Source organism: Cytobacillus sp. FSL K6-0129 (assembly GCF_038007625.1).
GTDB lineage: Bacteria > Bacillota > Bacilli > Bacillales > Cytobacillaceae > Cytobacillus > Cytobacillus kochii.
On the sequence record NZ_JBBOXM010000001.1, the window covers coordinates 1,895,624 to 1,920,301 of the forward strand.

The 24,678-nt window shown below is 36.3% G+C and carries 22 protein-coding genes; 5 read left to right on the forward strand and 17 right to left on the reverse strand.

The window, feature by feature from the left end:
• Nucleotides 1-169: 169 nt before the first annotated feature.
• The 6 genes from murC to MHI57_RS09275 form a co-directional block, all read right to left on the reverse strand.
• On the reverse strand, nucleotides 170-1,465 hold the full coding sequence (murC, locus tag MHI57_RS09250) for a UDP-N-acetylmuramate--L-alanine ligase (protein WP_095372223.1): 1,296 nt from the start codon (nucleotides 1,463-1,465) through the stop codon (nucleotides 170-172).
• A 273-nt stretch (nucleotides 1,466-1,738) separates the two neighbouring features.
• Nucleotides 1,739-2,416 carry a hypothetical protein gene (locus MHI57_RS09255; protein ID WP_340975963.1) on the reverse strand — a complete coding sequence of 226 codons (678 nt, stop codon included), beginning with the start codon at nucleotides 2,414-2,416 and terminating at the stop codon, nucleotides 1,739-1,741.
• A 29-nt stretch (nucleotides 2,417-2,445) separates the two neighbouring features.
• The gene (locus tag MHI57_RS09260; protein ID WP_340975964.1) at nucleotides 2,446-5,082 is read right to left on the reverse strand and encodes a DNA translocase FtsK; all 2,637 of its coding nucleotides are present in this window, start codon (nucleotides 5,080-5,082) and stop codon (nucleotides 2,446-2,448) included.
• Between the two features lie 163 nt (nucleotides 5,083-5,245).
• Complete coding sequence (locus MHI57_RS09265; RefSeq protein WP_224938783.1) at nucleotides 5,246-6,055, reverse strand: DUF1444 domain-containing protein; 810 nt, start codon at nucleotides 6,053-6,055, stop codon at nucleotides 5,246-5,248.
• A gap of 338 nt (nucleotides 6,056-6,393) precedes the next feature.
• On the reverse strand, nucleotides 6,394-6,705 hold the full coding sequence (locus tag MHI57_RS09270) for a thioredoxin family protein (RefSeq protein WP_095372220.1): 312 nt from the start codon (nucleotides 6,703-6,705) through the stop codon (nucleotides 6,394-6,396).
• Entirely contained in the window at nucleotides 6,702-7,736 is a 1,035-nt protein-coding gene (locus MHI57_RS09275; protein WP_095372219.1) for a PTS transporter subunit IIC, read from the reverse strand. The genes MHI57_RS09270 and MHI57_RS09275 overlap by 4 nt, the downstream gene beginning before the upstream one ends.
• Before the next feature lie 511 nt (nucleotides 7,737-8,247).
• Here MHI57_RS09275 and MHI57_RS09280 point away from each other — a divergent pair.
• Nucleotides 8,248-8,694 carry a YtoQ family protein gene (locus MHI57_RS09280; protein WP_095372218.1) on the forward strand — a complete coding sequence of 149 codons (447 nt, stop codon included), beginning with the start codon at nucleotides 8,248-8,250 and terminating at the stop codon, nucleotides 8,692-8,694.
• Between the two features lie 134 nt (nucleotides 8,695-8,828).
• Here MHI57_RS09280 and MHI57_RS09285 read toward each other — a convergent pair whose 3' ends face one another.
• Both MHI57_RS09285 and MHI57_RS09290 read right to left on the reverse strand, forming a co-directional pair.
• Entirely contained in the window at nucleotides 8,829-9,341 is a 513-nt protein-coding gene (locus MHI57_RS09285; protein ID WP_095372217.1) for a DUF84 family protein, read from the reverse strand.
• A gap of 112 nt (nucleotides 9,342-9,453) precedes the next feature.
• The gene (locus tag MHI57_RS09290; RefSeq protein ID WP_095372216.1) at nucleotides 9,454-10,527 is read right to left on the reverse strand and encodes a M42 family metallopeptidase; all 1,074 of its coding nucleotides are present in this window, start codon (nucleotides 10,525-10,527) and stop codon (nucleotides 9,454-9,456) included.
• A gap of 200 nt (nucleotides 10,528-10,727) precedes the next feature.
• Here MHI57_RS09290 and MHI57_RS09295 point away from each other — a divergent pair, with 200 nt between their 5' ends.
• Nucleotides 10,728-11,039 carry a PepSY domain-containing protein gene (locus tag MHI57_RS09295; RefSeq protein WP_095372215.1) on the forward strand — a complete coding sequence of 104 codons (312 nt, stop codon included), beginning with the start codon at nucleotides 10,728-10,730 and terminating at the stop codon, nucleotides 11,037-11,039.
• A gap of 66 nt (nucleotides 11,040-11,105) precedes the next feature.
• Here the strand turns inward: MHI57_RS09295 and MHI57_RS09300 are convergent, their stop codons facing one another.
• Nucleotides 11,106-11,948, reverse strand: a complete 843-nt coding sequence (locus tag MHI57_RS09300; protein WP_095372214.1) for a YtnP family quorum-quenching lactonase — start codon at nucleotides 11,946-11,948, stop codon at nucleotides 11,106-11,108.
• Between the two features lie 419 nt (nucleotides 11,949-12,367).
• Nucleotides 12,368-13,006, reverse strand: coding sequence for a tRNA (guanosine(46)-N7)-methyltransferase TrmB (gene trmB, locus MHI57_RS09305; RefSeq protein ID WP_095372213.1), 639 nt, complete (start codon nucleotides 13,004-13,006; stop codon nucleotides 12,368-12,370).
• Nucleotides 13,007-13,222: 216 nt separating this feature from the next.
• Here trmB and MHI57_RS09310 point away from each other — a divergent pair, with 216 nt between their 5' ends.
• Complete coding sequence (locus MHI57_RS09310; RefSeq protein ID WP_307316725.1) at nucleotides 13,223-13,501, forward strand: YtzH-like family protein; 279 nt, start codon at nucleotides 13,223-13,225, stop codon at nucleotides 13,499-13,501.
• Here MHI57_RS09310 and MHI57_RS09315 read toward each other — a convergent pair.
• The 4 genes from MHI57_RS09315 to thpR all read right to left on the reverse strand — a co-directional run bounded on the left by MHI57_RS09315 (nucleotide 13,489) and on the right by thpR (nucleotide 18,794).
• Nucleotides 13,489-14,280: a phosphotransferase family protein gene (locus MHI57_RS09315; protein ID WP_095372211.1), complete on the reverse strand. Its 792-nt coding sequence runs from the start codon at nucleotides 14,278-14,280 to the stop codon at nucleotides 13,489-13,491. The genes MHI57_RS09310 and MHI57_RS09315 overlap by 13 nt on opposite strands.
• Before the next feature lie 146 nt (nucleotides 14,281-14,426).
• On the reverse strand, nucleotides 14,427-16,553 hold the full coding sequence (gene pulA / locus MHI57_RS09320; RefSeq protein WP_340975973.1) for a type I pullulanase: 2,127 nt from the start codon (nucleotides 16,551-16,553) through the stop codon (nucleotides 14,427-14,429).
• A gap of 720 nt (nucleotides 16,554-17,273) precedes the next feature.
• Complete coding sequence (locus MHI57_RS09325) at nucleotides 17,274-18,221, reverse strand: nuclease-related domain-containing protein (protein ID WP_095372209.1); 948 nt, start codon at nucleotides 18,219-18,221, stop codon at nucleotides 17,274-17,276.
• 12 nt (nucleotides 18,222-18,233) lie between these two features.
• On the reverse strand, nucleotides 18,234-18,794 hold the full coding sequence (gene thpR, locus MHI57_RS09330) for an RNA 2',3'-cyclic phosphodiesterase (RefSeq protein WP_307316718.1): 561 nt from the start codon (nucleotides 18,792-18,794) through the stop codon (nucleotides 18,234-18,236).
• A 181-nt stretch (nucleotides 18,795-18,975) separates the two neighbouring features.
• Here thpR and cysK point away from each other — a divergent pair, with 181 nt between their 5' ends.
• Nucleotides 18,976-19,905: a cysteine synthase A gene (gene cysK / locus MHI57_RS09335; protein ID WP_095372207.1), complete on the forward strand. Its 930-nt coding sequence runs from the start codon at nucleotides 18,976-18,978 to the stop codon at nucleotides 19,903-19,905.
• A gap of 384 nt (nucleotides 19,906-20,289) precedes the next feature.
• On the opposite strand, the gene MHI57_RS09340 is transcribed toward cysK, so the two are convergent.
• Nucleotides 20,290-21,810, reverse strand: a complete 1,521-nt coding sequence (locus MHI57_RS09340; protein WP_095372206.1) for an MDR family MFS transporter — start codon at nucleotides 21,808-21,810, stop codon at nucleotides 20,290-20,292.
• A gap of 153 nt (nucleotides 21,811-21,963) precedes the next feature.
• Between MHI57_RS09340 and MHI57_RS09345 the strand changes: the two genes are divergently transcribed.
• Entirely contained in the window at nucleotides 21,964-22,836 is an 873-nt protein-coding gene (locus MHI57_RS09345; protein ID WP_095372205.1) for a TetR/AcrR family transcriptional regulator, read from the forward strand.
• A 78-nt stretch (nucleotides 22,837-22,914) separates the two neighbouring features.
• Here MHI57_RS09345 and MHI57_RS09350 read toward each other — a convergent pair whose 3' ends face one another.
• Complete coding sequence (locus MHI57_RS09350; RefSeq protein WP_095372204.1) at nucleotides 22,915-24,171, reverse strand: MFS transporter; 1,257 nt, start codon at nucleotides 24,169-24,171, stop codon at nucleotides 22,915-22,917.
• A gap of 24 nt (nucleotides 24,172-24,195) precedes the next feature.
• The gene (locus tag MHI57_RS09355) at nucleotides 24,196-24,429 is read right to left on the reverse strand and encodes a hypothetical protein (RefSeq protein WP_322910361.1); all 234 of its coding nucleotides are present in this window, start codon (nucleotides 24,427-24,429) and stop codon (nucleotides 24,196-24,198) included.
• Nucleotides 24,430-24,678: the final 249 nt, after the last annotated feature.

A 24,678-nucleotide genomic window follows, 5' to 3' on the forward strand; every position in this document is an offset into this window, starting at 1 on the left:
GTCGTTTTCGACGGCCTGATGTGAGTGCAACTCAAAAATTACGCAGCTATCTTTGCCGATTTCACTTCAATTGCACGCACAAATTCCTTTTTTGCTCTAATGGAATTGAACCACAAATTGAATTTATAAAACAAAAAATAGTCCCCCACTCACATGAGGAACTACTCGCTTATAGTTGCATTTCGTATGCTTTCTGGAATTTTTGAATGTCGCCTGCACCCATAAAGATTAAGACACCATCGTGGTGATCTTTTAAGATATTCGTATCGTCTTCGTTTAAAATAACAGCACCATCGACTTTTGCTTGTAAATCTTCAATAGAAAGCTTTCCGTGGATTTCCCTAGCGGATCCAAAGATTTCACATAGATACACTTGGTCTGCCAAGTTTAAACTTGAAGCAAAATCATCTAAGAATGTTTGTGTCCTTGTGAAGGTATGCGGTTGGAAAACACCGATGATTTCTTTATCAGGGTATTTTTGACGCGCTGCTTCAATTGTTGCTTTTATTTCAGTCGGATGGTGAGCGTAATCATCGATAATGACTTGATCACCAATTTGTTTTTCTGTAAATCGTCTCTTTACTCCTCCAAAAGTGAGGAGCTGCTCTTGAACAATCGAAGCATCAATATCTTCGTAATGACACACGGCAATAACGCTTAAAGCATTTAAGATGTTATGATCTCCGTATGATTTGATCGTGAACGTATTATAGAAGGTATTCCTTACAAATACATCAAAGGTTGTACCGCTTGTTGACTTGATGACATTTCTTGCTTGAAAGTCATTTTCTTCACCAAAACCGTAAAAAACAACAGGTACTTTTGCTTGCACTTTTTGTAATTGTTCATCATCACCACAAGCGAAAATTCCTTTTTTCACTTGTAATGACATTTCTTGAAACGCAGAAAAAACATCATCAAGACTTGCAAAATAATCTGGATGATCAAAATCAATATTTGTCATGATGCAATAATCCGGATGGTATGACAAGAAATGGCGGCGATATTCACATGCTTCAAAAGCAAAATATTCGGCCAGTTTATTTCCTCTCCCAGTACCATCACCAATCAAATAAGCAGTAGGATTCGCACCTGTAAGTACATGTGCAAGCAACCCAGTCGTAGAAGTTTTACCATGTGCTCCTGTAACAGCGATACTTGTAAAATTCTTCATGAAATCACCGAGGAACTTGTGATAGCGAATGATTGGTAAACCAAGTCTTGTCGCTTCTTCTATTTCCTCATGTGTATCAGGGAATGCATTACCGGCAATGATTGTTAAGCCAGGTTGTATATTATTTTTATTAAATGGCAAAATTTTTATTCCAGCTTCCTCAAGTGCCACTTGTGTGAAGAAGTGCTTTTCAACGTCTGATCCTTGAACATTATAATTCATATCATGTAGAATTTGTGCAAGTGCACTCATCCCTGACCCTTTAATACCGACGAAATGGTAAATAGTCATATAAAGAAACCTCCAACCATCGTATATCTGTAAAACAGTATATGACATATATCTATTTTTGCTCATAATCGTTTATTTCAAGTTTCCATAGTTCTTTTTAATTCACATTTAAACATTATATCATTATTCCCTTTGAAAAACTATGTATCACTTGTCCCGATCATTATAATTTTTTTCAACTTATAAAGCATTAGCATTTTCTTACCTACAGTACAGTATAACAGCCTTTTCTACCTAAAAAGGTTGTTTGTTTTCAGACAATAAGAACGAGGACTATTGACTCAATACTTCCCAATATTGGCTTTCTGGTAATATGTCCAATGCTCTGTGCTTTAAAAAAGATCTCAATGTATCTTTTTTGCCCATTCTTTGATAGTTTGTACGTAATTCACTAAAAGGATGAACATCTTGACATAGTAGGAGAGGGGTGAAAGCGAAATTATTCTTTATACCAGGAATTCTCCTTAAAAAAACAACCGTTCCTCTTACGATAGTTAAAGAAGAATGCTCCACTTTATTTAAAGATACAACTTGTTCTTCCTCATTTAAATCATATCCAACTATAGTCTTTCCATCATAGTTTGTAATTAACAATGGTTCCATAACAGCAGCCATACATAGGGCAGCTTGAATCATTTCATATTCATGCATCTGAGTTCTTTGTCTCTGTAAAAATAGCTGAAACACGCTAACCCCATGAATGGTTTGGTAGTCAAAAATTAACCAATCCGTAAATAGCTGGTACATACTTGATGGAATTTCATCCTCCTCCTTTAATTGGAGGTGTAGTTTAAAAATATGCTTTGCACGGACCATTTCACGAATATTTAAGTGGCGTTCACTGTACCTTTTAACCTTTTCAATTAACTGAAAACTAGCTTCCTCACCTTGCAGTTGCTTTTTATCACGAAACTTGTGCAAATGAACGATGGGTGTATCATTTTCAACCATCATGACCCTTCCTTACCTTTCTTCTAACATCATTCACTATTTTGTTCAATTTCATTTAGTTCCATTTCAGTAATGAGGACATCTCTTGGCTTACTGCCCCGATTTTCAGATACGAAGCCTTGTTCCTCCATCATATCTATTAAGCGTGCTGCTCTGTTATAACCAATTTTAAACCTTCTTTGTAACATAGAAGCGGATGCTGCCTGATGATCAATCACAAAATAACATGCTTCAAAGAATAATTCATCTGTTTCTTCAGTTACTTTCGCTTTCTTTAATAACTCATCTTGTTCAAATAAATATTGTGGTTTCTGCTCTTTCCTAACATGTGCTACGACATCATCAATTTCTTGATCAGAAACAAAAGTTCCTTGCAAGCGAACTGGCTTTGATGAACCGTTTTCTAAAAAGAGCATATCTCCTCTACCCAAAAGCTTTTCAGCACCACTAATATCTATTATTGTCCGCGAATCCACTTGTGAAGAAACAGAAAAGGCAATTCTTGTTGGTACATTTGCCTTAATGAGACCCGTGATAACATCAACTGACGGTCGTTGAGTCGCAATAATTAAGTGAATCCCGCAGGCCCTTGCCTTTTGAGCGATACGACAGATGGCTTCCTCAACATCCGCTGGGGCCATCATCATTAAATCGGCTAATTCATCTATGACAATGACAATATACGGCAGTTTTTGATGGTATTGCTTATTTGCCTCTGCATAATCATTGAAACGATTAATATCTCGTACGCCCGAATGAGCAAATAATTCATATCTTCTTTCCATTTCTTCTACTGCCCACTTCAGTGAGGCTGTTGCCGCCTTTACATCGGTTATGACCGGACTAACAAGATGTGGTATTTGATTGTATGGTGCTAATTCTACCATTTTAGGATCAATGAGCAAGAGCTTTAACTCCTCAGGATCAGCTTTGTATAAAAGACTAATAAGAATAGAATTTATACAAACACTTTTACCAGATCCTGTTGCACCTGCAATTAAACCATGGGGCATTTTGCGTAAATCTGTGACAATTGGATCGCCAGCAATATCTAGACCTAATACAGCAGTTAATGGTGATTCTGATTGCATAAACTCTTCACTATGAATGATTTCGCTAATTTGTACAGGTCTACTCTTTTGGTTAGGCACTTCTATGCCTATCGCATGTTTTCCAGGGATAGGTGCTTCTATTCTAATATCCCTTGCAGCAAGACTGAGTTTGATATCATCAGCTAGGTTTGTAATTTTATTTACTTTCACTCCCGGCTCTGGTTGCACTTCAAAACGAGTAACGGCAGGACCTTTCGTTACTTGTATCACATGAGCTCGGACATTGAAGTGATGTAGGGTGGCATTTAATAATTCCTCTTGTTCTAATAACCATTCTTCATCTGTGTCCATATTAACTGGAGGATCTAACAACCTCATAGATGGGAAGACATAATTAGGCAAATTTTCTTCTATTTCCTCATCTCTATAAAAGTCATTTTTTTTTACTTGTGACGATGAATCAAATGCTGCCGTCTCATTGACATTTAACTTTTTCTTATCCGATTGCAACATCATTACATTAAAGGGCAGATGACTCCGCTTCTGTGATTGATGAGACGATGTTCCAGTTTCTATCTCTTCTTCCACATTGGCGTGAGCTTCTTCCATGCTATGTATGTTTGTTTGTCCTTCATCCTGTGCCTCATCTTCATACATCCGTTTTTCTTCAACTTCTTCATACTGGTTCGAATAAGGAATGGATTTTTCAAGTGCGACAGCAGTTTGATTTTGTGAAACTGTTAGCTCATCTTCGACCTGAAAGGATGCTATCACTTGTTCCGGCTCATTGTTAGTCGCGACAATCGGGGCTTCTTCCATCCTCTCATCCACTTGTTCCGGCTCATTGTTAGTCGCAACTATCGGGGCTTCTTCCACCCTCTCATCCACTTGTTCCTGCTCATTGTTAGTCGTCACTATCGGGTCTTCTTCCACCCTCACATTCACTTGTTCCGGCTCATTGTTAGTCGCCACTATCAGGTCTTCTTCCACCCTCACATTCACTTGTTCCGGCTCATCGTAAAGAGACAATTGATTGTATTGTTCTTCAAGTGAAGCAGATTCTTTTCTGCCACGAGCAATACCAAGGTCATATTCAGTAGGTTCTATTCTTTCATACTGTTCAAGTTTCGTTTCCTCTTTTATTTGACTTTTTCTTTGACCAAAACCATATATAGGAGAAGGAATTTCTGATGGTTTAAATGGCCCTGCATTCAGCTTAATTTCCGTTTTTTTTATTTGTTTCTTTTCTAATGGACGATGATTTTCTTGCTGATTTTCAATATTTTCTTTTGTTGAATGACTTCTTCTTTGTCTTGTTTGAAGATTTTTACTATCTTTTGGCTTTTCGTCTGCTAATTTATTTTCACGTTCTCTTGGCTTTCTTCTTTCCCGTGTCTCATCTGGGATGAGAGGAAAACGGAATTCACCTTTTGGATATTGATAAATTACTTTTGCTTCGATCTCTCTATGTGTTTCATATGGTTCTTTAGTTTGAATTTTATTAGTGTTATTTGTAGGTTTATCTTCTTGAGTTGTATTCGTTGGATCATATTCCTTGAACTCATCGGCATCATAGCCATTAAAGTAGGCTTTTATTCTTTTAAACCAATTCATTCTATCAACTTCCTTTTCTGTTCTAACTTACATTCTATCAGTAAACCTACTATGAATGATAGCAATTATGTAATCTGAGTTATCTTTGATAAGTTTTTGATATCATTGAAAAAGATGACACACAAATGAAAAATGGACCGCCTATAGCGACCCATTTCCATGGTTATTGTTTCTTTTTATTCTTGCCTAAAATAAATATTGGTTCTAACTCCCCATCTTCATATAAGAAAGACAGAGCTGTAATTGGTACATGACCACTTGCAAAAAAGCTCATTGTCATTTGTGCCAGGATATCGTATCCTGTTTCATTCATAATATCAGCAATAATTAATACATCTTGATGAGGAACAGCTACAGCCATATTTCCTTTGACCTTTGTCGCCATATTTTTGAGAAAAGACTCGTTTAAGATACGACTAGCATCATACCCATCTTTTTTATTGAGGAAATAAAAATCGTTACCAGCTACTTGATCTATTTTCATTTCTGTAGAAAGCGACCGAACATTAAACTGAGCAACTTCTTTTATTCGCTCTTTTTCCCAGCCTTCTTTTTGAAGCAATTTTTCATCAATTAATCGGTAAGTGCTCCCTAAGTCAAGCGCATAAAAAATTCGCGTTTCTGCGGTATGCTCATCATATACAAAGGGTACTTCATCACCTGTTTCTAGTGGAAAGGAAGTTGAGCGAATAACGGGAAAAATGTTTTTCTCTTTACCGGAAAAACGTTGTTCTCCTGTCATGGCTTCTAAGCCTTCTTCTACATAATAAACAACCTCATCAATTGCTTTTTCCTTTTGCTCTTGATATCTCGCGACAATGCCAGGCAATTCTATCGTAATCCCTTTGCCAGTATGTTTATTTTCTATACGTAATTGATCTTTTTCTCTATCGAAAGTCATTAGGCGATCCTCTTTATGAAGACGCTTTTCTAATTCTTCTTTCATACGCTTACTTGTCATTTTATTCTTCATTCTTATCCCTCCTTACAGGGAAGATTTTCGGTACTTAGTTTACACTAAAATGAGCAGAAACAAAAGTGTCCCGCTTCCATAACCGATGATATGGCTATTATCCATGTAGAACAAATATCTCCATCTATCCTATCAAAACAACCAAACTATTTCGTGGGAAAAACGATATAAAGGAATGAACAAAATACCTTTTATTGATATACAGGGTGGATTCATTTGCCATTCAAACAAGATTGTCATTGATTCGTGGTGTGAACAAGAAATAACACCGATGATCTCCAAATTCGTATTGTAAAAATAAAAAAACGGCCCTTATAAGGAGCCGTGCAAATCTATTTTTAAAGCGCTGCAATAAATTCCTCAATTTCATCTTGTGTTTTACGATCCTTACTGACAAAACGACCAAGCTCTTTACCATTTTCGATAGCTACAAAGCTCGGAATGCCGAAAATATCAAGTTCCACACAAAGATCGATGAACTCATCGCGATCTACATAAATAAATGTAAACTCTTTATACTTATCAGCTACTTCAGGCATAAACGGTTCAATAAACCGGCAATCCCCGCACCACTGTGCTGAAAACATTAAAATATATTTTCCGTTTTCCTTTAATTGCTCATACTCTTCCATTGACGCTAATTTTCTCATTGTTTTTCATCTCCCATATCAAGCTTCATATCGCCGAATTTAATCCAGCCTTTTTTTCTCATATATTCTGATATTATCAAGCTAATGATTGCAGGTCCAATAAAATGTATTACAATCACTTTTAATAGTACAGTAAGATTAAATCCCATTGTTGTAAAAGTCATTATTTGGCCGACTAAGCCACTCGTACCCATTCCCGCACCAGCAGCAATACTTTCCATATTAAAAATAATAATGCCAATTGGCGCAAGTAAAAGCCCTGCAATTGTGGGTGGGATGAGTATGAATGGATTTCTCATAATATTTGGCACCTGCAACATAGAAGTTCCTAGCCCTTGTGCAACAAGGCCACCAAATTTATTCTCCCTATAACTCGAGACAGCAAATCCAACCATTTGAGCAGCACAACCAATTGTTGCTGCTCCTGCAGCTATACCATTTAAATCAAGCATCATCGCAATAGCTGCTGCTGATATAGGGGCTGTTAAAGCTAGACCCATTAGTACAGCTACAATCATTCCCATCACTAGTGGTTGCTGCTCTGTCCCCCACATAATCAATGCTCCAAGATTTTTTATTCCAAGATCTATAAAAGGACCAATTAAAGACGCTACACTATATCCGGAAAACACAACAACAAAAGGTGTCACAATAATATCAAGCTTTGTTTCCTTACTAATTAGTTTGCCTAGTTCAGTAGAGATGATTGCTGCAACAAAACTACCTGCTGGTCCACCTAATACCGCACCAGCTGCCCCACTTAATAAAGAAGCAAACAAGACGAGAGGAGGCGCTTTTAGACTATACGCAATAGCAACCCCGATCGCAGGACCCATTAACCCCATTGCCATTGTACCCATTTCAATCATTACATTAGAAATCATGCCTAGTTGTAATTGTTCACCAATAGTTTTAATAATCAACCCTATAATTAAAGTGGAGAACAATCCTAAAGCCATACTCCCCATAGCGTCTATAAAATATACCTTTAGAGACAGTTTTACTCCCTTCTTATTAAGAAAAGCGTTCATAAGTATAATTCCTCCATCATTATGTTCATTTAACACCATATTATCTTATCACATGTAAAGACATATGTAATACCTTAATTTTTATTTCATTAAGATGTTAATAGAGGGAGTTACAACCTTAAAGTTTTATACCATTCAAAAATAAAATGAATGGGATGACCATTTGTATTTCTTCAAAAACGTTCAGTAGATACTTGTCCACATTCTTTCTTCATCTTCTCATATTCATACTTCATTTGATGAAATAGTTAATACCATTAGAATTAGCCGCCATACAAGCCTTCTAATAATGAAATAGACTATCTTAATGCGCGATTGTTCGAAAGATCTGTTCTTTAATAGATGAACGACATTAAGTAAAGGGTAACTTTTATTTTTAGAAAGGAGTTAAGCATCGGAACAGAAAATAGTCATTTAGCACATACAGTATCAAACAAAATAAGCAGTGCACATATTTTCACTATCAATCCATTTGATGTTAGAATAAGTAAAAGTGTAGAGGAGGAAGACAATGGAACTGAATGTATATTTAGCTGGGGAAATTCATTCTAACTGGCGTGAAGAACTGAAGGATAAAGCCAAATCACTACAGTTACCGGTTCATTTTTTCGGACCTATGGAGAATCACGATCGCAGTGACTTCATTGGGGAGGAAATCCTTGGTAAGCAGCCTAATGCTATTTTCAAAGACGAAGCAGCTTCAAATATCAATAATTTACGCACTGAGCTTTTATTGAAAAAATCTGATTTAGTGATTGCCTTATTTGGCGAAAAGTATAAGCAATGGAATACTGCTATGGATGCAAGTGCAGCAATCAACCAAAACAAACCGCTTATCCTCATTCGGCCAGAAGAACTCCACCACCCTCTGAAAGAATTATCAAGTAAAGCAAATGTTACAGTGGAAACGGTTAATCAGGCCATTAAAGTACTTTCTTATATTTTTGAGGAAAAATAGTAGACTACTCCCTACCTGCCACCATTCATGTGGTGGGTATATTTTTGAGACTTTTGCAGAAAACACATCATATGCATCTTAAATAAAAACCAGCCCTAAAATGAAATAGGCTGGTTAATTTATTGTAAAAGGCTTTATTCACCTCTATTGCGATATTGCCATTGACCATACAATAGCTTAACAAGATGGGTAAACATTTCTTCGCGGTTGATTTGATTTTCAGTAAATACCCCTATTGCTCCTTCTTGGCTACGGATATTATTTTTATTCGTAAAATCATCCATGACTGGTCCCAGTTCCTCTCCTTCAATCAGACGTTGCGCTATAGAATCTGGTAAAAGAATTCTTGCTCCACCTGCAACAATTGGCGTATGCCCTTCTACTGCAAGTGCACCCCAATTACATAAGAATAGACCATAATCTGTTTGCTGTACACCACCTTCTAGGCCAATGCCAATGACTCCATCGCCTTCATATAAGGCACCCTTCGCCCTGTTAATTGCTCCTTGAATCGTTTCTTGATCAGTCATTGGTTGTTTAGCTACATTAGATGCAACATCAACAGCAATAACATCACTATTTTCAATGAAAATATTTTTAACGGCCTGTACTTTTGTAGGGTTTTTCGATCCAATATAGATCTTCATGATAGCCCCTCCTAAAATAAATATATTAAAAATCATCCTGATATACTCATTGCCAATGCAAAACTTAAAAAGGACCTCTTGTAAAGAAGTCCCATGTTACTTATTTGAAATTCTAACTGTTTTGACGAATGGTTTCAACTGTTGTGCGATCAAGTGATTTTATCAATGTGACAAGTAGTTCTTTCGCAGCAGCATAATCATCTATATGGATAATTGAACCGTGCGTATGAATGTATCTTGAACAAATACCAACAACTGCACTTGGGACACCATTATTTGTTAAGTGAACACTGCCTGCATCCGTTCCACCAGGAGAAACAAAGTATTGGTATGGAATCTGATGACTTTCAGCCGTATCTAGAATAAATTCTCTCAAACCGCGATGTGTAACCATTGAGCGATCAAGTATTCTTAATAATGTACCTTTCCCTAACTGTCCGAACTCGTCCTTTTTACCAGTCATATCATTGGCAGGACTTGCATCAAGCGCAAAAAAAAGATCCGGTTTAATCATATTAGCAGCTGTTTTTGCACCTCTTAAGCCTACTTCTTCTTGTACAGTCGCACCAGACCATAAATTAATAGGTAGTTTCTCATCTTTTATCTCCTCAAGTAATTCGATAGCAAGACCACACCCATAGCGATTATCCCAAGCCTTCGCCAAAATTTTCTTCGGATTCGCCATTGGTGTAAATGGACAAATAGGAACAATTTGTTGTCCCGGTTTGATACCGATTTCTCTTGCATCTTCTTTATTGTCAGCCCCGATATCAATCAACATATTCTTTATATCCATCGGCTTATTTTTTGCCGTATCATCTAATAAATGTGGAGGGATAGAACCAATTACCCCAATTACCGGTCCGTTAGCAGTCATAATCTGCACCCTTTGTGCCAATAATACCTGGCTCCACCAGCCACCTAATGTTTGAAATCTGATCATGCCATTATCTGTAATAGCAGTTACCATAAAACCTACTTCATCCATATGACCTGCAACCATAATCGTAGGATCTGTTTCAGCACCTTTTTTCACACCAAAAATACTTCCTAAATGATCTTGAACAATTTCATCTGAATATTTACTAAGCTCTTCTCTCATAAAATTTCTAACTAAGTGTTCGTTACCAGCTGCTCCGGGAAGTTCTGTTAATGTTTTAAATAGTTCTAAAGTCTTCTCATTCATTATTTCCCACTCCTATTATTTGACTATATTGAATCCTATGTATATTACCATTCTACATAACTTTTATGACGGGTGCCACCATTAGGAAAGTTAATTAGTTTTTAAATATTCAATTCTTTGCTAAGATAAAAGTGAAGCAATTAGCATAGCAAAACATCTAAAAGATTATGTAGATACTTTTTAATAATGGAGGTTTAATTATGAGTTGGAAATCATTTGTTTTAGGTGTAGGGGTCGGTCTTGTTGGAGGATATATTACGCGCGAGGTAATGACAGAGAAAATAGCAGCGTCACCTGAGAAGGCATTACAAAATGCAAAAGATGCCTTCAAAGAGAATGGGGAAATAAGTGGTTCATGGATTCATATGGAAAAAGAACCTTATCAAAAGGAAGAATTACATTATGAAGTGTATAAAGGCGGCATATCCAGATATACTGGTGAAGACGTAAAACAATATGAATTTGTTGCCGATGCAAAAACAGGTGTCATTATTGACGCTTATCCTATTTAATTTATTCCTAAATGAGCGCTGAGCCTCATCGACGCAGATGCGTTGATGGGCACAGGCATTCATTATTTATTTGGCTCTTTTAATTTCTGCGATGATTTCTTTCCCCTCTTGATTCCATTTAACTGCTCGATAAAAGGCATCATGATAAAAACTAAACCAAGCTTCTTTTTCTAATCCTATCTTCATCCACTTTTGTTTTGCAGAGATAGAATCCATCGGATAATCATCAAACGCCAATACCCATAGCACATTTTGATGCGCATGTGTTGGCATAATATCGGCCATATGTATAAGCAACTCTTCTTTTCCCTCAATGATAATGATGCTATGTCCATCACTATGGCCGCCTGTATGAATCATTTGAACAGGTCCCATACTCCATTCTTTATCAAATGTTATTACTTGTTCTTGTATACTCTGCCAATTTTCCTTCCAATATGTATTACGTGAGCGAATATTCGGATTTCTCATTTCATCCCATTCGATTTGTGAACAAATAATCTTCGCGTTCGGAAATACAGAATGATAGGATTCTCCTTCTAATTTAGTCAAACCACAAGCATGATCAAAATGCATATGAGTCATAAGAACATAATCAATATCCGACGTCGTAAAACCTAGTTGCCTTAAGTCTTCCTCTATAAACGATTCTTCCCATGCACCGTAATTCCGCTTTTGTTTATCTGTAAACTTCCCAATCCCTAAACCGCTTTCAACTAACAGCAATTGATTATTCCATTGTATGAGGATAGGATCTGTTCGTAGCTCAATTTGGTTATTTTCATTACTAGGATACTTTTTGGACCATAATGGTTTCGGAACGACACCGAACATCGCTCCCCCATCTAGATGATTGACACCACCACGAAGCCAAGTTAATTTTATATCGTCTATTTGTAAAGTCTCCATTCTTTTCCCTCCCTTTCACACCATTAGTCTATCATATTTACGCAATATTAAGAAATCTATTATTAAGCAGTATTCCATTAATTAAAGAAAAAACAAGTTCAGTTAAGCCACTGGGTATAGTCACTAAAAAGTTCTGAAATCAGGAGGAGAAATAGAGATTCATCGTTCACATAGAAACTCTCTTTCCGTTGACTTCCGTTACAGGATCGATGTGCTTACAATTCTTCAATTTTTCATATATTCGATTTTGTACGGAACTCGTATTCTCTTCGCTTTTTTGAACACATACTCTTGATATGCAGTCTACTCAAAGAAACATGATTAGAGAAGTGAAAAAGGCCTTTATCACCAACACAACATGACGATAAAGACCTGTTACTATTTTCTGAGCCTTTCTTAAGTGAAGCGGCATTTTCACCTTATCGATATTGCACTTCACATCGGAAAATACGACTACCTTTATTCGAGAACTTTTCTTCGTACTCTGTCATTATATTTCCTTCATAATCACTCTGGTGAAGGTCTAAGCTGACATATTTCAATATCATTCCGTATTGAGAGAAACTCATTAAAGAATATTCGAAAAGACCTTGGTTATCTGTTTTAAAATGAATCTCTCCTTGAGGAGGTAGAATATCTTCATAAAGAGATAAGAATGTTTGATAAGTTAGTCTTCTTTTTGCATGTCGTTTTTTAGGCCACGGATCTGAGAAGTTTAAATAAATCCGATCTACTTCACCTTTCTCAAATACCTCCCGTAACTCTGCTGCATCGATATTCATCAGTTTTACATTTGGTAATTCTTCTTCAATAATATGATCTAGCGCACTTACAATGACGCTCTCCGCTAATTCAATACCAATATAATTAATCTCAGGATTCTGTTTTGCCATTCCAGTAATAAAACGACCTTTTCCCGTACCAATTTCGATATGAAGTGGACGATTATTACCAAAGCACACTTGCCACTTTCCTTTTTGTTCTTTTGGCTCTTGGATAATGTATTGTGGATAATTGGCAAGTTTTTCTCTCGCCCACGGTTTATTTCTTTGTCGCATAATTACACCTCTATATTCAATTCATCTTTCAAAAGATAACATGCAATGTAAAAGTGTGCAAGCTCCTTTAAAAGGGTAGCTTACTATGCAGTTTTGCAGACACTCAATACTTCCCATGGTGAAACCTCTTTTGTCATTACGGTTTTTTGCATGTATAAAAAACGAAAGGAATCACAATCTAGTTGTGATTCCATAAAAAGAAAAAAGGTGAGTAAAATGCCAATTAGTCAAAAAGACCAATTAACATTGCTGCAGGATCTATTAAGGAACCATCACACAGATACCTGTGGCTCCAAATCAGAATGTGAACAAATTGCTAGGCTTGTACAATCCCTACAAAACCAAGAAACTATTCATCAAGATTTACTTCCTTTATTAAATGATGTTGACCAATATAGTAAAAACGGTATAGAATCATCTGACCTAAACGAGCATATTTCTTCTAGCAAAGATGAACTCGCTCAATGGGTCGACACAATGAATCAACTAATATAATCTAAATGAAGCCTTCTTTCCAACCCTTGGATTAGATTATTCATTTCCTGAAAACGGAATTTACTTTTATGCCATTGAATACTATCCAAGGCTTGGAACAATGCATACCACTTCATGCGCAATCGCAAATCTTCCGTCAACACCATGCCATATAACTGAAGCCACTCACTCCATTGTTCATATGGAATATAGGCATATAATAATGTACCAATATCTATAGCCGGGTCACCGATCATTGCTCCATCCCAATCTATTAAAAACAACTGATTATCCTCGGATAATAGCCAATTATTATGATTCACATCACAATGACACACAGTCGTTACATCCGTTTCAATCGCATTCACTGTGTCTTTTAAAAATGTTAGTGACTCAGCTACTAATGGAATTTCCAATAAGTCTTGATCCAATTCCGTTAATAGTGATTGTAATACTGTCTCTGGATGGATGGCCGATTTCCCTAACCTAGTTAACATGGCAAGCAATGGTTTTGATGAGTGAATCTTCTTTAGCAGCTTGGCTACTCTCTCGCTATTCATTTGCGATTGCCTAAGCTCACTACCACTCATCCATTGCTGAGCAGTAAATACATCTCCATTCTCCATCCTTTTCGTCCAAACAAGCTTCGGGACAATTCCTTCTGCAGAAAGCACGGCTAGAAAAGGAGAAGAATTCCTTTTTAAAAATAATCGCTGTTCATCATGTTGTGCATAATAGGCTTCTCCAGTTGCACCACCAGCCGGGATAATCCGCCAGTCATCCCCGAATAAATTTTCCAAAATAGTTCACCTGCAATTTACTACGCCATTTATGAATAGCTGTATTAAACAATTTCACACTTAAAGTTTCAATTGAAAATAAAAATAGCTATTGATACAAATTCAACAATAGCTATCTTTATAAATTTTATCTCTTTCAAGAGTTTTTAGCAAGTTACTTTTTCCTGAACAAAACAATAGCAGGAAAAGGGAGGCAAAGTAATATTAGAATAGTTACCTAACGAATGAGGAGAGGCTTGATTTTGAGTGACATATAATTTCCATTGCCCATATGGTAAGGAAATTTCATATTCCTTTTCAGTTGGATTAAAATAACATAATACATCCTCATTAAACTTATGATGTGAAAGTAAATACGCCAGTAGTGGTTTTTCAATATCTAGAAAACTTACCGCTTCATTAATTTGCTTCGTACTGGATAAACGTAAAATCGCATACCTTTTTCTGAAAGCAATTAATCCTTTTACATATTCAACATTCTCTTTATATTTACTCCTAGCCATCCAATCCAATTGATTCACACAATCAGGTGAACGATAACTATTCCCTTCACCGTTTTTTGTTCGAAAGAACTCTTGACCACTGTGCAAGAAAGGAATCCCTTGTGCAAGAAGAACCATCGCTGTTGCTAATCGATGTCTTAGTCTTTTACTTTCATCTGTGTCTTCAGGAAAACATATATGGATTTTATCCCATAATGTATGATTATCATGTACTTCCACATAATTAACCGTCTGAAATGGTTCATTAAATATCCCTTGTTGACCAATGCTCCCCTTCAATACTGTTTTAGCTGTTTGATAATAATAGTGATTACCAAGTGCATATCCACAATCGTATAGATTAAATGTATTCCCTTTTATTCCATCTCTAAACTGATCATTAAATTGTGCAATGGCACCAAGCCTATCTTGATTATGAATATTCGCTTTCTCTTCTTTAGCGAGAGGTGTATTTAAGTCCCAACCTTCACCAATAACAAGGATTGTCGAATCAATGCCATCTAACGTTTTCCGGATAAGTTTCATCGTTGTCACATCTAAAATACCCATTAAGTCAAATCGAAAACCATCAACCTTAAAAGTGTTGGTCCAATAAGTAATCGAATCAACAATAAACTTTCTTACCATATGCCTTTCAGATGCGATATCATTTCCGACACCTGTACCATTTGATGGAGTACCATTTAGATCATGTCTAAAATAATAACCTGGTACAATTTTTTCAAAAGAGGAAGTTTCTCTTTCATACACATGATTATAGACAACATCTAAAATGACCCTTATACCTTTTTGATGAATGTCATCAATGAGTCCGATTAATTCATTTATTCTTGTATAAGGAGTGGCAGGATTAGAGGCATAGCTTCCTTGTGGCACATTAAAATGAAGAGGATTATATCCCCAATTATAACAATCGTCTGGTCTAGTCTCATCAACTCCAGCAAAATGATTCAATGGTAAAAATTCGATATGTGTTATACCTAATTCTTTCATATAATTGAGCGCTGTAGAGTCTCCTTTTACGTTAGCAGTGTTCTCTTCAGCTATGCCTTTATATAAACCTTTGTGGCGGACACCGCTATTTGGATGAATGGTCAAATCCCGAATATGCGTTTCGTAAATAATAGCATCTGTCATCATTGAGAAGGATGGGCGTGCTGTTTTTGGATGTTTATATCGATTCTCATCAATAATGACACCTAATTGCCCATTTGGAGTAATTGCTTTTACATATGGGTCTACAGCTTCTCTCCAAACCCCGTTCACACATATGTGGTAGCAATAACACCATTCATGTACATCCATTGATACAGTAACCTGCCAAACACCTTTTTGCTTCCTACTCAGTTCAATCATTTCTGAATCATTGCCATGATGTAACTCTAATCGTAGGGCAGTTGCCGTTGGTGCCCATACTTTAAAAGTCGTTGCATGCGGTTGATATTCATATCCAAGAGGCCCTTCATATTTGAAGAGCTCATCAAATTCAGGTGTTCTTGTCACCGACCCAATATCGACCTCAATCACATCTCCGTGTTCACTTTCTATATAACATATCGCCCCAAATGGAAAAGGATGAGGAAAAGAACAATAGTATTTGCGAAAATCATTAATTTCTTCTATTCCTTCTATCACAAGCTCGTAACTTTCATCACGATGGATATAAGTAAAATACTTTGAATGACCCTGGTGATAATCATAAGGAAGTAATAATGTGACTAAATCTAATCGATCTAAATACGCATAAAATGCTTTCTTACTATCATTCATATTACTCCCCCATCCCTTCATTTAATTATTGTCCTCTTTGCTAGATTGGAAATATCTCTTAGGCGAAATGATAAGCCATTCTCCCCTCTATCCTGCACATCAAATGAACGGGAAGCCGCATTGAGATAGAAAGTCCAAGAAGTGACATCACTTCTTTATACTTCCCTACTTTCCTTTGCAATGTGAGCATACTAATCAATTATAAATAATGTCCATCTCTGTACTCACCACAGTTCCTACGACATTTGCGGAAATCATATGTAACGCCAACAAAAAGTCTCAGGTTCTATTCCTATCGGTTTATAAACCGATTCACCTTATAGGCAACTTAAGCATCAAACCACAGCCCATTATTTTTACAAATAGCAAATAGAGTTATTTAATCCCTAAATTCACCCGATATCAAAACTCTTCTTCATTATCTATATTATTCACCAGTGATTTAAGTGCTTGTTTAGCTGAATAGACTTTCAAAATACCTCTTATCAAATCATTACCCGATCTATATGGAAAAAGGCCAGTTTAACAGCCGAGCTCTTATTCCATCCATGCAGTTCATGAATGGTATAAACACTGCCTTACAAACCAATAACACTTTTTATTCGGACCTGTTACTGGACAAGAGTATTTGACTTTGCTGTCTTAAATTTGCCTGAACGAGAGACACACTCATTTCATTTTTTTCGTATGGATAGACAATAATGATTAATCGCCTATTCGTTACCCTTCCCCTATGTCACTCCATTCCGATCTTTCGAATGATATACTTTCCGCATAAGTCAACAAGGCTTGTGCTGCTAATAACTGCTGACTTTTTAACGGTGCTTTTGTTTGTCTTTTATTTATGAACCAAGACGGATACTCTTTCCGATCAATTAAAGTAACATCAAAGGGTACTGAAGGATAATCAATATATCCTTCTCGGCAAAGAACAACCTTTTGAACAGGTAAAGTGACATCATGTTTGTCCAAAATTTTCTTGACTACTGTGACTGTTCTGTTTAATGAGATCAATGGGTTTAAAATTTTCTGTTCATTTTCTTTTTTAGCTAACCAAAATCGGCCAGCACTTCCGGTATAAGCCGTTAATTCAGCACCGTCTAAAAAATGGAGACAGATTACTTCCGTCGGTGTGAGAATAATTGTATCAAGAGAAACCGGTGCTTGACCTAGCTTTAGTATCGGCTGGAATAGGACAAGGAATGTATCTGGAAACCTTTGTAACAAGTATTTTAACTGTTCATTATAATAGTAACTTCTTGGTAGAGATGATTCAGAAAACAAGGTTGAGCTTGCCCACTTTAATTGTGTACGAAATAATTGATCGAGGTACATTTGCTTAAGTTCCTTTGTTGAGGTAGGTCTCACATGATAGTCCGCGGTAAACGAAAATGAATCTTCATTATGATTCGTTTCCTCTTCAGCCACCTCTTCAATCATTGTCTCCTTGTTTCTTTTTACAATATTGAGCAGCTTATCCTTCAAGCGTGGTTTATGATATTGAGCTGGTTCTTCCTCTATGAGTTGGTACTCTTTTCCTTCTTCTTCAAAACGGGTCAATAACAGTTCCCATTGTTGTTTTTTTAATTTTACAAATCTAGATGGATATAAATAAATATTCTGCTCATATCGTGAAATACAATCGACAATTTTTATTAACTGCCCCACCCTACTACCCCCTTAACTTTTTAATGAGAATGTTGCTATTCTTTTATATTTCGGCTTACTCTCTGTATTTACTTCATAAAGACCCACTTCAGTAGCTTCAAATGATAACGGTGTTTCCATAATAGGCGGAAAATGTGTGAACTGATTTTTACCTTGCCATTTTTTAGCTAATGTAATATGTGGTGTGAAATTTCTTCTATCACGTGAGAAACCATACTTTCCACAGACTTGATTAACAATGGATTGAATTTCATGTAATTGCTTTTCTTTATGTATATCACACCATAGAATACGAGGGCGTTCCTTAAGTCCAAAAGTTTGAACACCTTCAAGATACAGCGTAAATGGGGAAGTATTTTTTAAATCATTAACTATCAGTTGGTTCATTTCGTCCAATACTTCTAAAGAAGCACTCCCTAAGAAAGCAAGAGTAATGTGATAATCACATTCATGTACCCAATCTTTAAACGGATAATCAGCCTCTACTGCCAGACATTTTTGTTTTATGATTAATTGTATATTTCTTGGTATACTAATCGCATAAAAGTAATGAGGATTTCTCTTTTCCATCATCTTTATCCTCCCAATTCCTTTTGATTATCTATATCTATTTTATCAGAACAGATAAGAATTTCAGTATTTTTCCATAGGTATGATGTCATGTTTGCCTTTAAGCAATTCCTTTATAACTGATAAGTTAAATATGATATAACTATAATAAAGAGTAAAGCATTGAAGAAAGGATGCGACTTGAATGAAGGTTGTTGAAAACTTAGCGCAACTAATAGGAGACACCCCTCTATTGAAATTAAATAAAATTGGGCCTAAAAATGGGGCTACTATTTATGGAAAACTAGAGTTTTTTAACCCTAGCAAAAGCGTAAAGGACAGAGCAGCATATAATATGATTCTAAAAGCTGAAAAAGCGGGGTTATTAAAACCAGGGGCTACAATTATTGAACCCACAAGCGGAAATACAGGCATAGGTCTTGCTATGAATGCTGCCGCTAGAGGATATAAAAGTATACTCGTAATGCCCGATACGATGACGAAAGAAAGAATCAATTTATTAAAAGCGTACGGTGCAGAAGTTGTTCTCACACCAGGAGATGAAAAAATGCCTGGTTCAATCAGAAAAGCAAAAGAATTAGCTAAACAAATTCCTAATAGCTTTATCCCTATGCAATTTGAAAATAATGCTAACCCAGATGCCCATAGGCATTCAACTGCTATTGAAATTATTGATGGGATGAAACAAATAGGTAAGGATTTGTCTGCATTCGTTGCTACTGCAGGCACAGGGGGAACCATTACAGGTACCGGGGAAGTATTGAAAGATTATTATGAGGGACTCCAAGTCCATGTTGTAGAACCAAAAGGTTCGCCTGTGCTTTCCGGTGGAGAACCAGGAAAACATAAATTAGTAGGGACAAGTCCTGGCTTTATACCAGAAATCTTAAATACAAATGTCTATGATGAAATACATCAAATCACAGACGAAGACGCCTATCAAACAACAAGAGACCTCGCACGAAAAGAGGGCATCCTTGTCGGTCCATCATCTGGAGCAGCTTGTTTCGCAGCGATACAGGTCGCTAAAGGTTTAACATCAGATGATGTCGTTGTATTCATTGTTTGTGACACAGGTGAGAGATATTTATCAAGTGATTTATTTAAAATTTGAATATAGAGCTAGAAAGCCGGACGAATGCTATCGTAGATTTGTCAGGCTTTTTTATTATTACACTCCTAAATTAAATACCGATCCCCCGTTAACCAAGTTTACCAAGCTTTCACACCTCGTGTGTACCCAATTTAATTCCCTAATTTCCTATTTTAGTTTTCATTTGTGTCTTTCCTGCTGAATGACTTGCAAGTTCGCATTGCTCGGCTTTCATTTCCATTCTCGCTTCTGAGTAATATGCAAACCACACATTTAATAAGTACCTTGTGCTTCCAATATGCCCTAAAGAAACCCTCCCATATTTCTTTCGCGTGTTCCCCGCTCATATGCGTTATGTTTAGAACAACAAAAAAAGGCCACTCGATTTATCGAATGGCCTTTCTCTTATACTTCAGCACTCACTTGTTTTGAATGCCTATTGTCTTCCTCTTCTTCTAACTTACGTACTGCTTCCTCACTTGTATCCACTCGTTTTATAAATAATACGAGTATAAGTGCAACAATATTAATTGCAAGTGATACATAGAAGGCATATTGTATACCTGCTAGTAACGCTTGTTGAGTAACTGCAGCAGTTGTTGCTTCTGTCATTGTTGTAGGGTCTACACCTGTCATTAAGCTTTCTGCTTTAGATTGTGTGACACTATTCATAATCGTTACTAATATAGCTGTACCGATTGAACCCGAAACTTGTTGAGCTGTGTTATTTATTGCTGTTCCATGTGGATTTAAGCGATTTGGAATTTGGTTCATACCATTTGTCATAATTGGCATCATTACCATTGACATACCAAACATTCTCAACGCATAGATAATCACAATATGACTATAGGATGTATCGATTTGTAAATTAGCTAACATATAAGTTGAAATAGCTGTCACTATTAAACCAACAGCAGCTAACATACGCGGCCCAAATTTATCAAATAACTTACCAGTGATTGGTGACATAATTCCCATCACAATTGCTCCTGGAAGCATTAACAGACCAGAATCGAGCGGCGATATTCCACGAACACTCTGTACATATGCTGGAGTTAAGATCATACCTGAAAACATGGCGACCGCATTAACAATTGCAATCACTGATCCCAGTGCAAACATCGGATATTTATATACACGTAAATCTAATAGTGGTTTTTCCATTGTCATTTGACGAATAATAAAGAGAATAAGTGAAATGCCACCAACAATTAAAGTCGTTAGTACCCATGTATCTGTCCAACCATCAGCACTTGCAGAACTAAAACCATAAAGCAAGCCGCCGAAACCTAAACAAGATAGCACGACTGAAAAATAATCAAGTTGCACATTTTTATTTTGAGGCATAACGTTCTCTAATTTCCAAATAGATAGTAATAAGCTGATGATTGCTAATGGCAAAATCATCTCAAAAAGAACACGCCAATCATGATATTGAACAATATACCCAGACAAAGTCGGACCAATGGCTGGTGCAGTAATCATAACTAATCCAAACACACCCATTGCAGTACCGCGTTTTTCACGAGGAAAACTAACAAGCATGACGTTCATTAATAAAGGCCCCATAACGGATGCACCTGCAGCCTGAACCATACGACCTGCTAATAACATACCAAAGTTTGGTGCAAATGCAGCCATAGCTGTACCAATTGTAAATACAGACATACAGAAAATATATAAGCTACGATTTTTAAAACGTGTTAGTAAGAATGCTGAAGCAGGAACAAGCACGCCACTAACTAGCATATACCCAGTTGCCAGCCACTGTACTGTAGAATAATTTTCTACATTTAAATCGACCATAATACTAGGCAACGCCACATTTAATAATGAATTATTTAAGAAAGACACAAACGCACCGACAAATAATATTGCAAGCATTAAATACGGAGGTTTTTGAGGTTGTAAACTTGAATCCATACTTTCTCATCCTTTTTATTTTTTATTTCGAGTACTGAACCATTTTAAACCCAAAGTATAAATCGGTCAACATATTTATACTAAAAGTTCAATTACATTGTATTTCTCTTCTTAAGAATTTATAATTAAAGCCATAAGGGTGGGGAATACACGATGAATAACAAGAAGAAGAAAGTGGCAGATGCAGCATTGAAACTGTTTCAAGAAAAGGGAATTCAACAAACATCTGTACAAGATATTATTGATTCAGCAAATATTTCCAAAGGGACATTTTACAATTATTTCGCCACAAAAAATGATTGTATCGCTGAGATATTAGAGGATTTGCGCTATGAAGCAAGTCAAAGAAGAATTGCACTACAAGTGGGGAAAGATACAAAAGATAGAGATGTCTTTATAGATCAAATCTCCCTATTATACACACTACAAGAAGCCAGTAATCTTCATCGATTATTTGAAGCGATATTGCATTCCAATGAAAAGGATTTAAAGAAACTCGTTTTACAACATAGAGTGTACGATATGGAATGGTTAACATTTAGAGTTATTGAGGTATTTGGAGAAGACACTAGAGATTATGCGTTTGAAGGAGTTGTCTTATTTACTGGAATGCTCCAACACCTTCTCTTTGTGAAAAGAATTACGAATAATGTTTATGATTTAAAACAACTTATTGATGTGACACTATCTTATTTAGAGATGATTTTACAAACGATGAAATCTAGTGGCGTTTCTCTTCTCAATTATTCAGCTATTAATCAGCTAAGAACTCATATAAATAAACGGATTATCAAAATTGAAGAAATTTTTGAGTTTGCTCAGCAATTGCAAGAACAGCACCAATTTGATGAAGATCAACAAGATTTATTTGATGCGATATTAACAGAATTAAAAGCAGACCGAATTCGTAAACCTGTTCTGTTACCTTTACTCAAACCTTTCCAAACCTCACTAGACAAGACAGAGATCGAACTACAAGCTCATACGTTTACAAATTTGATTTGGTACTATTTACAAACAAAATAAAAACAGCTTGGACAGTTTTGCTTTTATCTAAAATAACCACGAGCCAAATGAATTTGGTTCGTGGTTATTTATTTCCCATTAGCTATTTGCTTTTGCTAACTTTGGCCAGAAGACAATTGGTACTAAAATGAATGAAATCAATCCACCAACTATACTTAAAGTAGCATAACTAGAATGAGCAACAACCATGCCCGAAAGCAACCCACCTGTCGCACCAGATAGGGCAATAAACACATCGACTTTTCCCTGAATGTGAGCTCTGTTTTCATTGGTTGTTCCATCAACAATTAATGTCGTTCCACTGATTAAACCGAAGTTCCAGCCTAACCCTAATAAAGCTAAAGCTAAGATTAATCCAAATAAAGAATCCTCAGGCACACTAGCAGCGGTAATTCCAGATAACAATAATGTAACACCTGCAGCAATTGCAATAAAATATCTACCTAATCTATCAACTAGAACACCTGTAAATAGAGATGGTAAATACATCGCACCAATATGAACGCCAATTACCACTCCGATTGCTTGTAGTGTATGACCATGATGAAGCATATGAACAGGGGTCATCGTCATAATCGCTACCATAATTAACTGTGTTAAAATCATTACTGTTGCCCCAACAACGATATGATATTTATTTACATTTTTGGTAGCAATAACAGAATTACTCATTTGATTTTCTTCTTCAGCGACCCATTGCTTCGCTAAGATAAATGGGTCTGGACGTAATAAAATAAACAATACAATCCCAGCAGCTATGTATGCAAGAGCAGATAATAAAAACGGGCCAGCTAAAGGAGGAATGGTTAATCGGCCTGCCACCTCCCCCATAATATTAACTAGATTGGGCCCTAATACTGCTCCAAATGTGGTCATAACCATTGTTAAACTTACTGCTTTTCCCCTTTGATTCTCATTAGCCAAATCACTGCCGGCATATCTCGCTTGTAAATTGGTTGCCGTACCTGCGCCGTAAAGGAATAAAAAAAAGAATAATAGAAAGATATTCTGTAATATAGCTGCCAAAACAACCCCTAATGCTCCTAGTCCACCTACAATAAAACCTATAGTAAGTCCAATTCTTCTGCCATAATGTTGAGAAGTTTTCCCTACTATAAAAGCAGTAACTGCTGATCCAATCGTGAATAAAGCTGTTGGCAAGCCTGCATATGAAGCCGTTCCTAATATATCCTCTGCTAATAATGCTCCTACCGTAATGCCTGCAGCCAAACCTGCTCCACCAAACAACTGAGAAATACTCACAACCGTTAAAGTTCTTTTATATAATCTCTCTCTCTCACTCTCACTATAACTCGATTGAATCGGTTCTCCCATTTCTTCCCCTCACTTTGTTAAATCTTATATTTCTTGATTTTGAAGTTTTATTAGTATTGTATCCTTAATAAACTGTCGGCAGCTTTCAGATAAAAGTGACTTATTCGGATGAATCATATCACCATATATGTTATTCCCTAGAATTCTCACTTCTCCTGCAAATGGTTTATCGGATTGTGCATCGTACCCTTGTAGGACAATATAAATAGATTGTCCCCTCCTCGCAAAATCAATGATAGACATTTGATGTTTACTCAATTTTATTCCATCCCCTCTGGTTATAACCGTTATTGACTAGTTTACTCTATTTTTGGTAAATGGGAGCAATGATTTGATTATCATTCAGCTAGTAAAAGCTTTCATAACACCTTATTTTAAGGTATTCAACCATTTTTTAATCTTCAAGCATAATAAGTAATACATGAGAGGAGTTGATTTTATAAAGGAGTTTTTATAATTGACCCTATTACGACGTTTAGATGGCACTAATCGTCTTTACTGGATCTA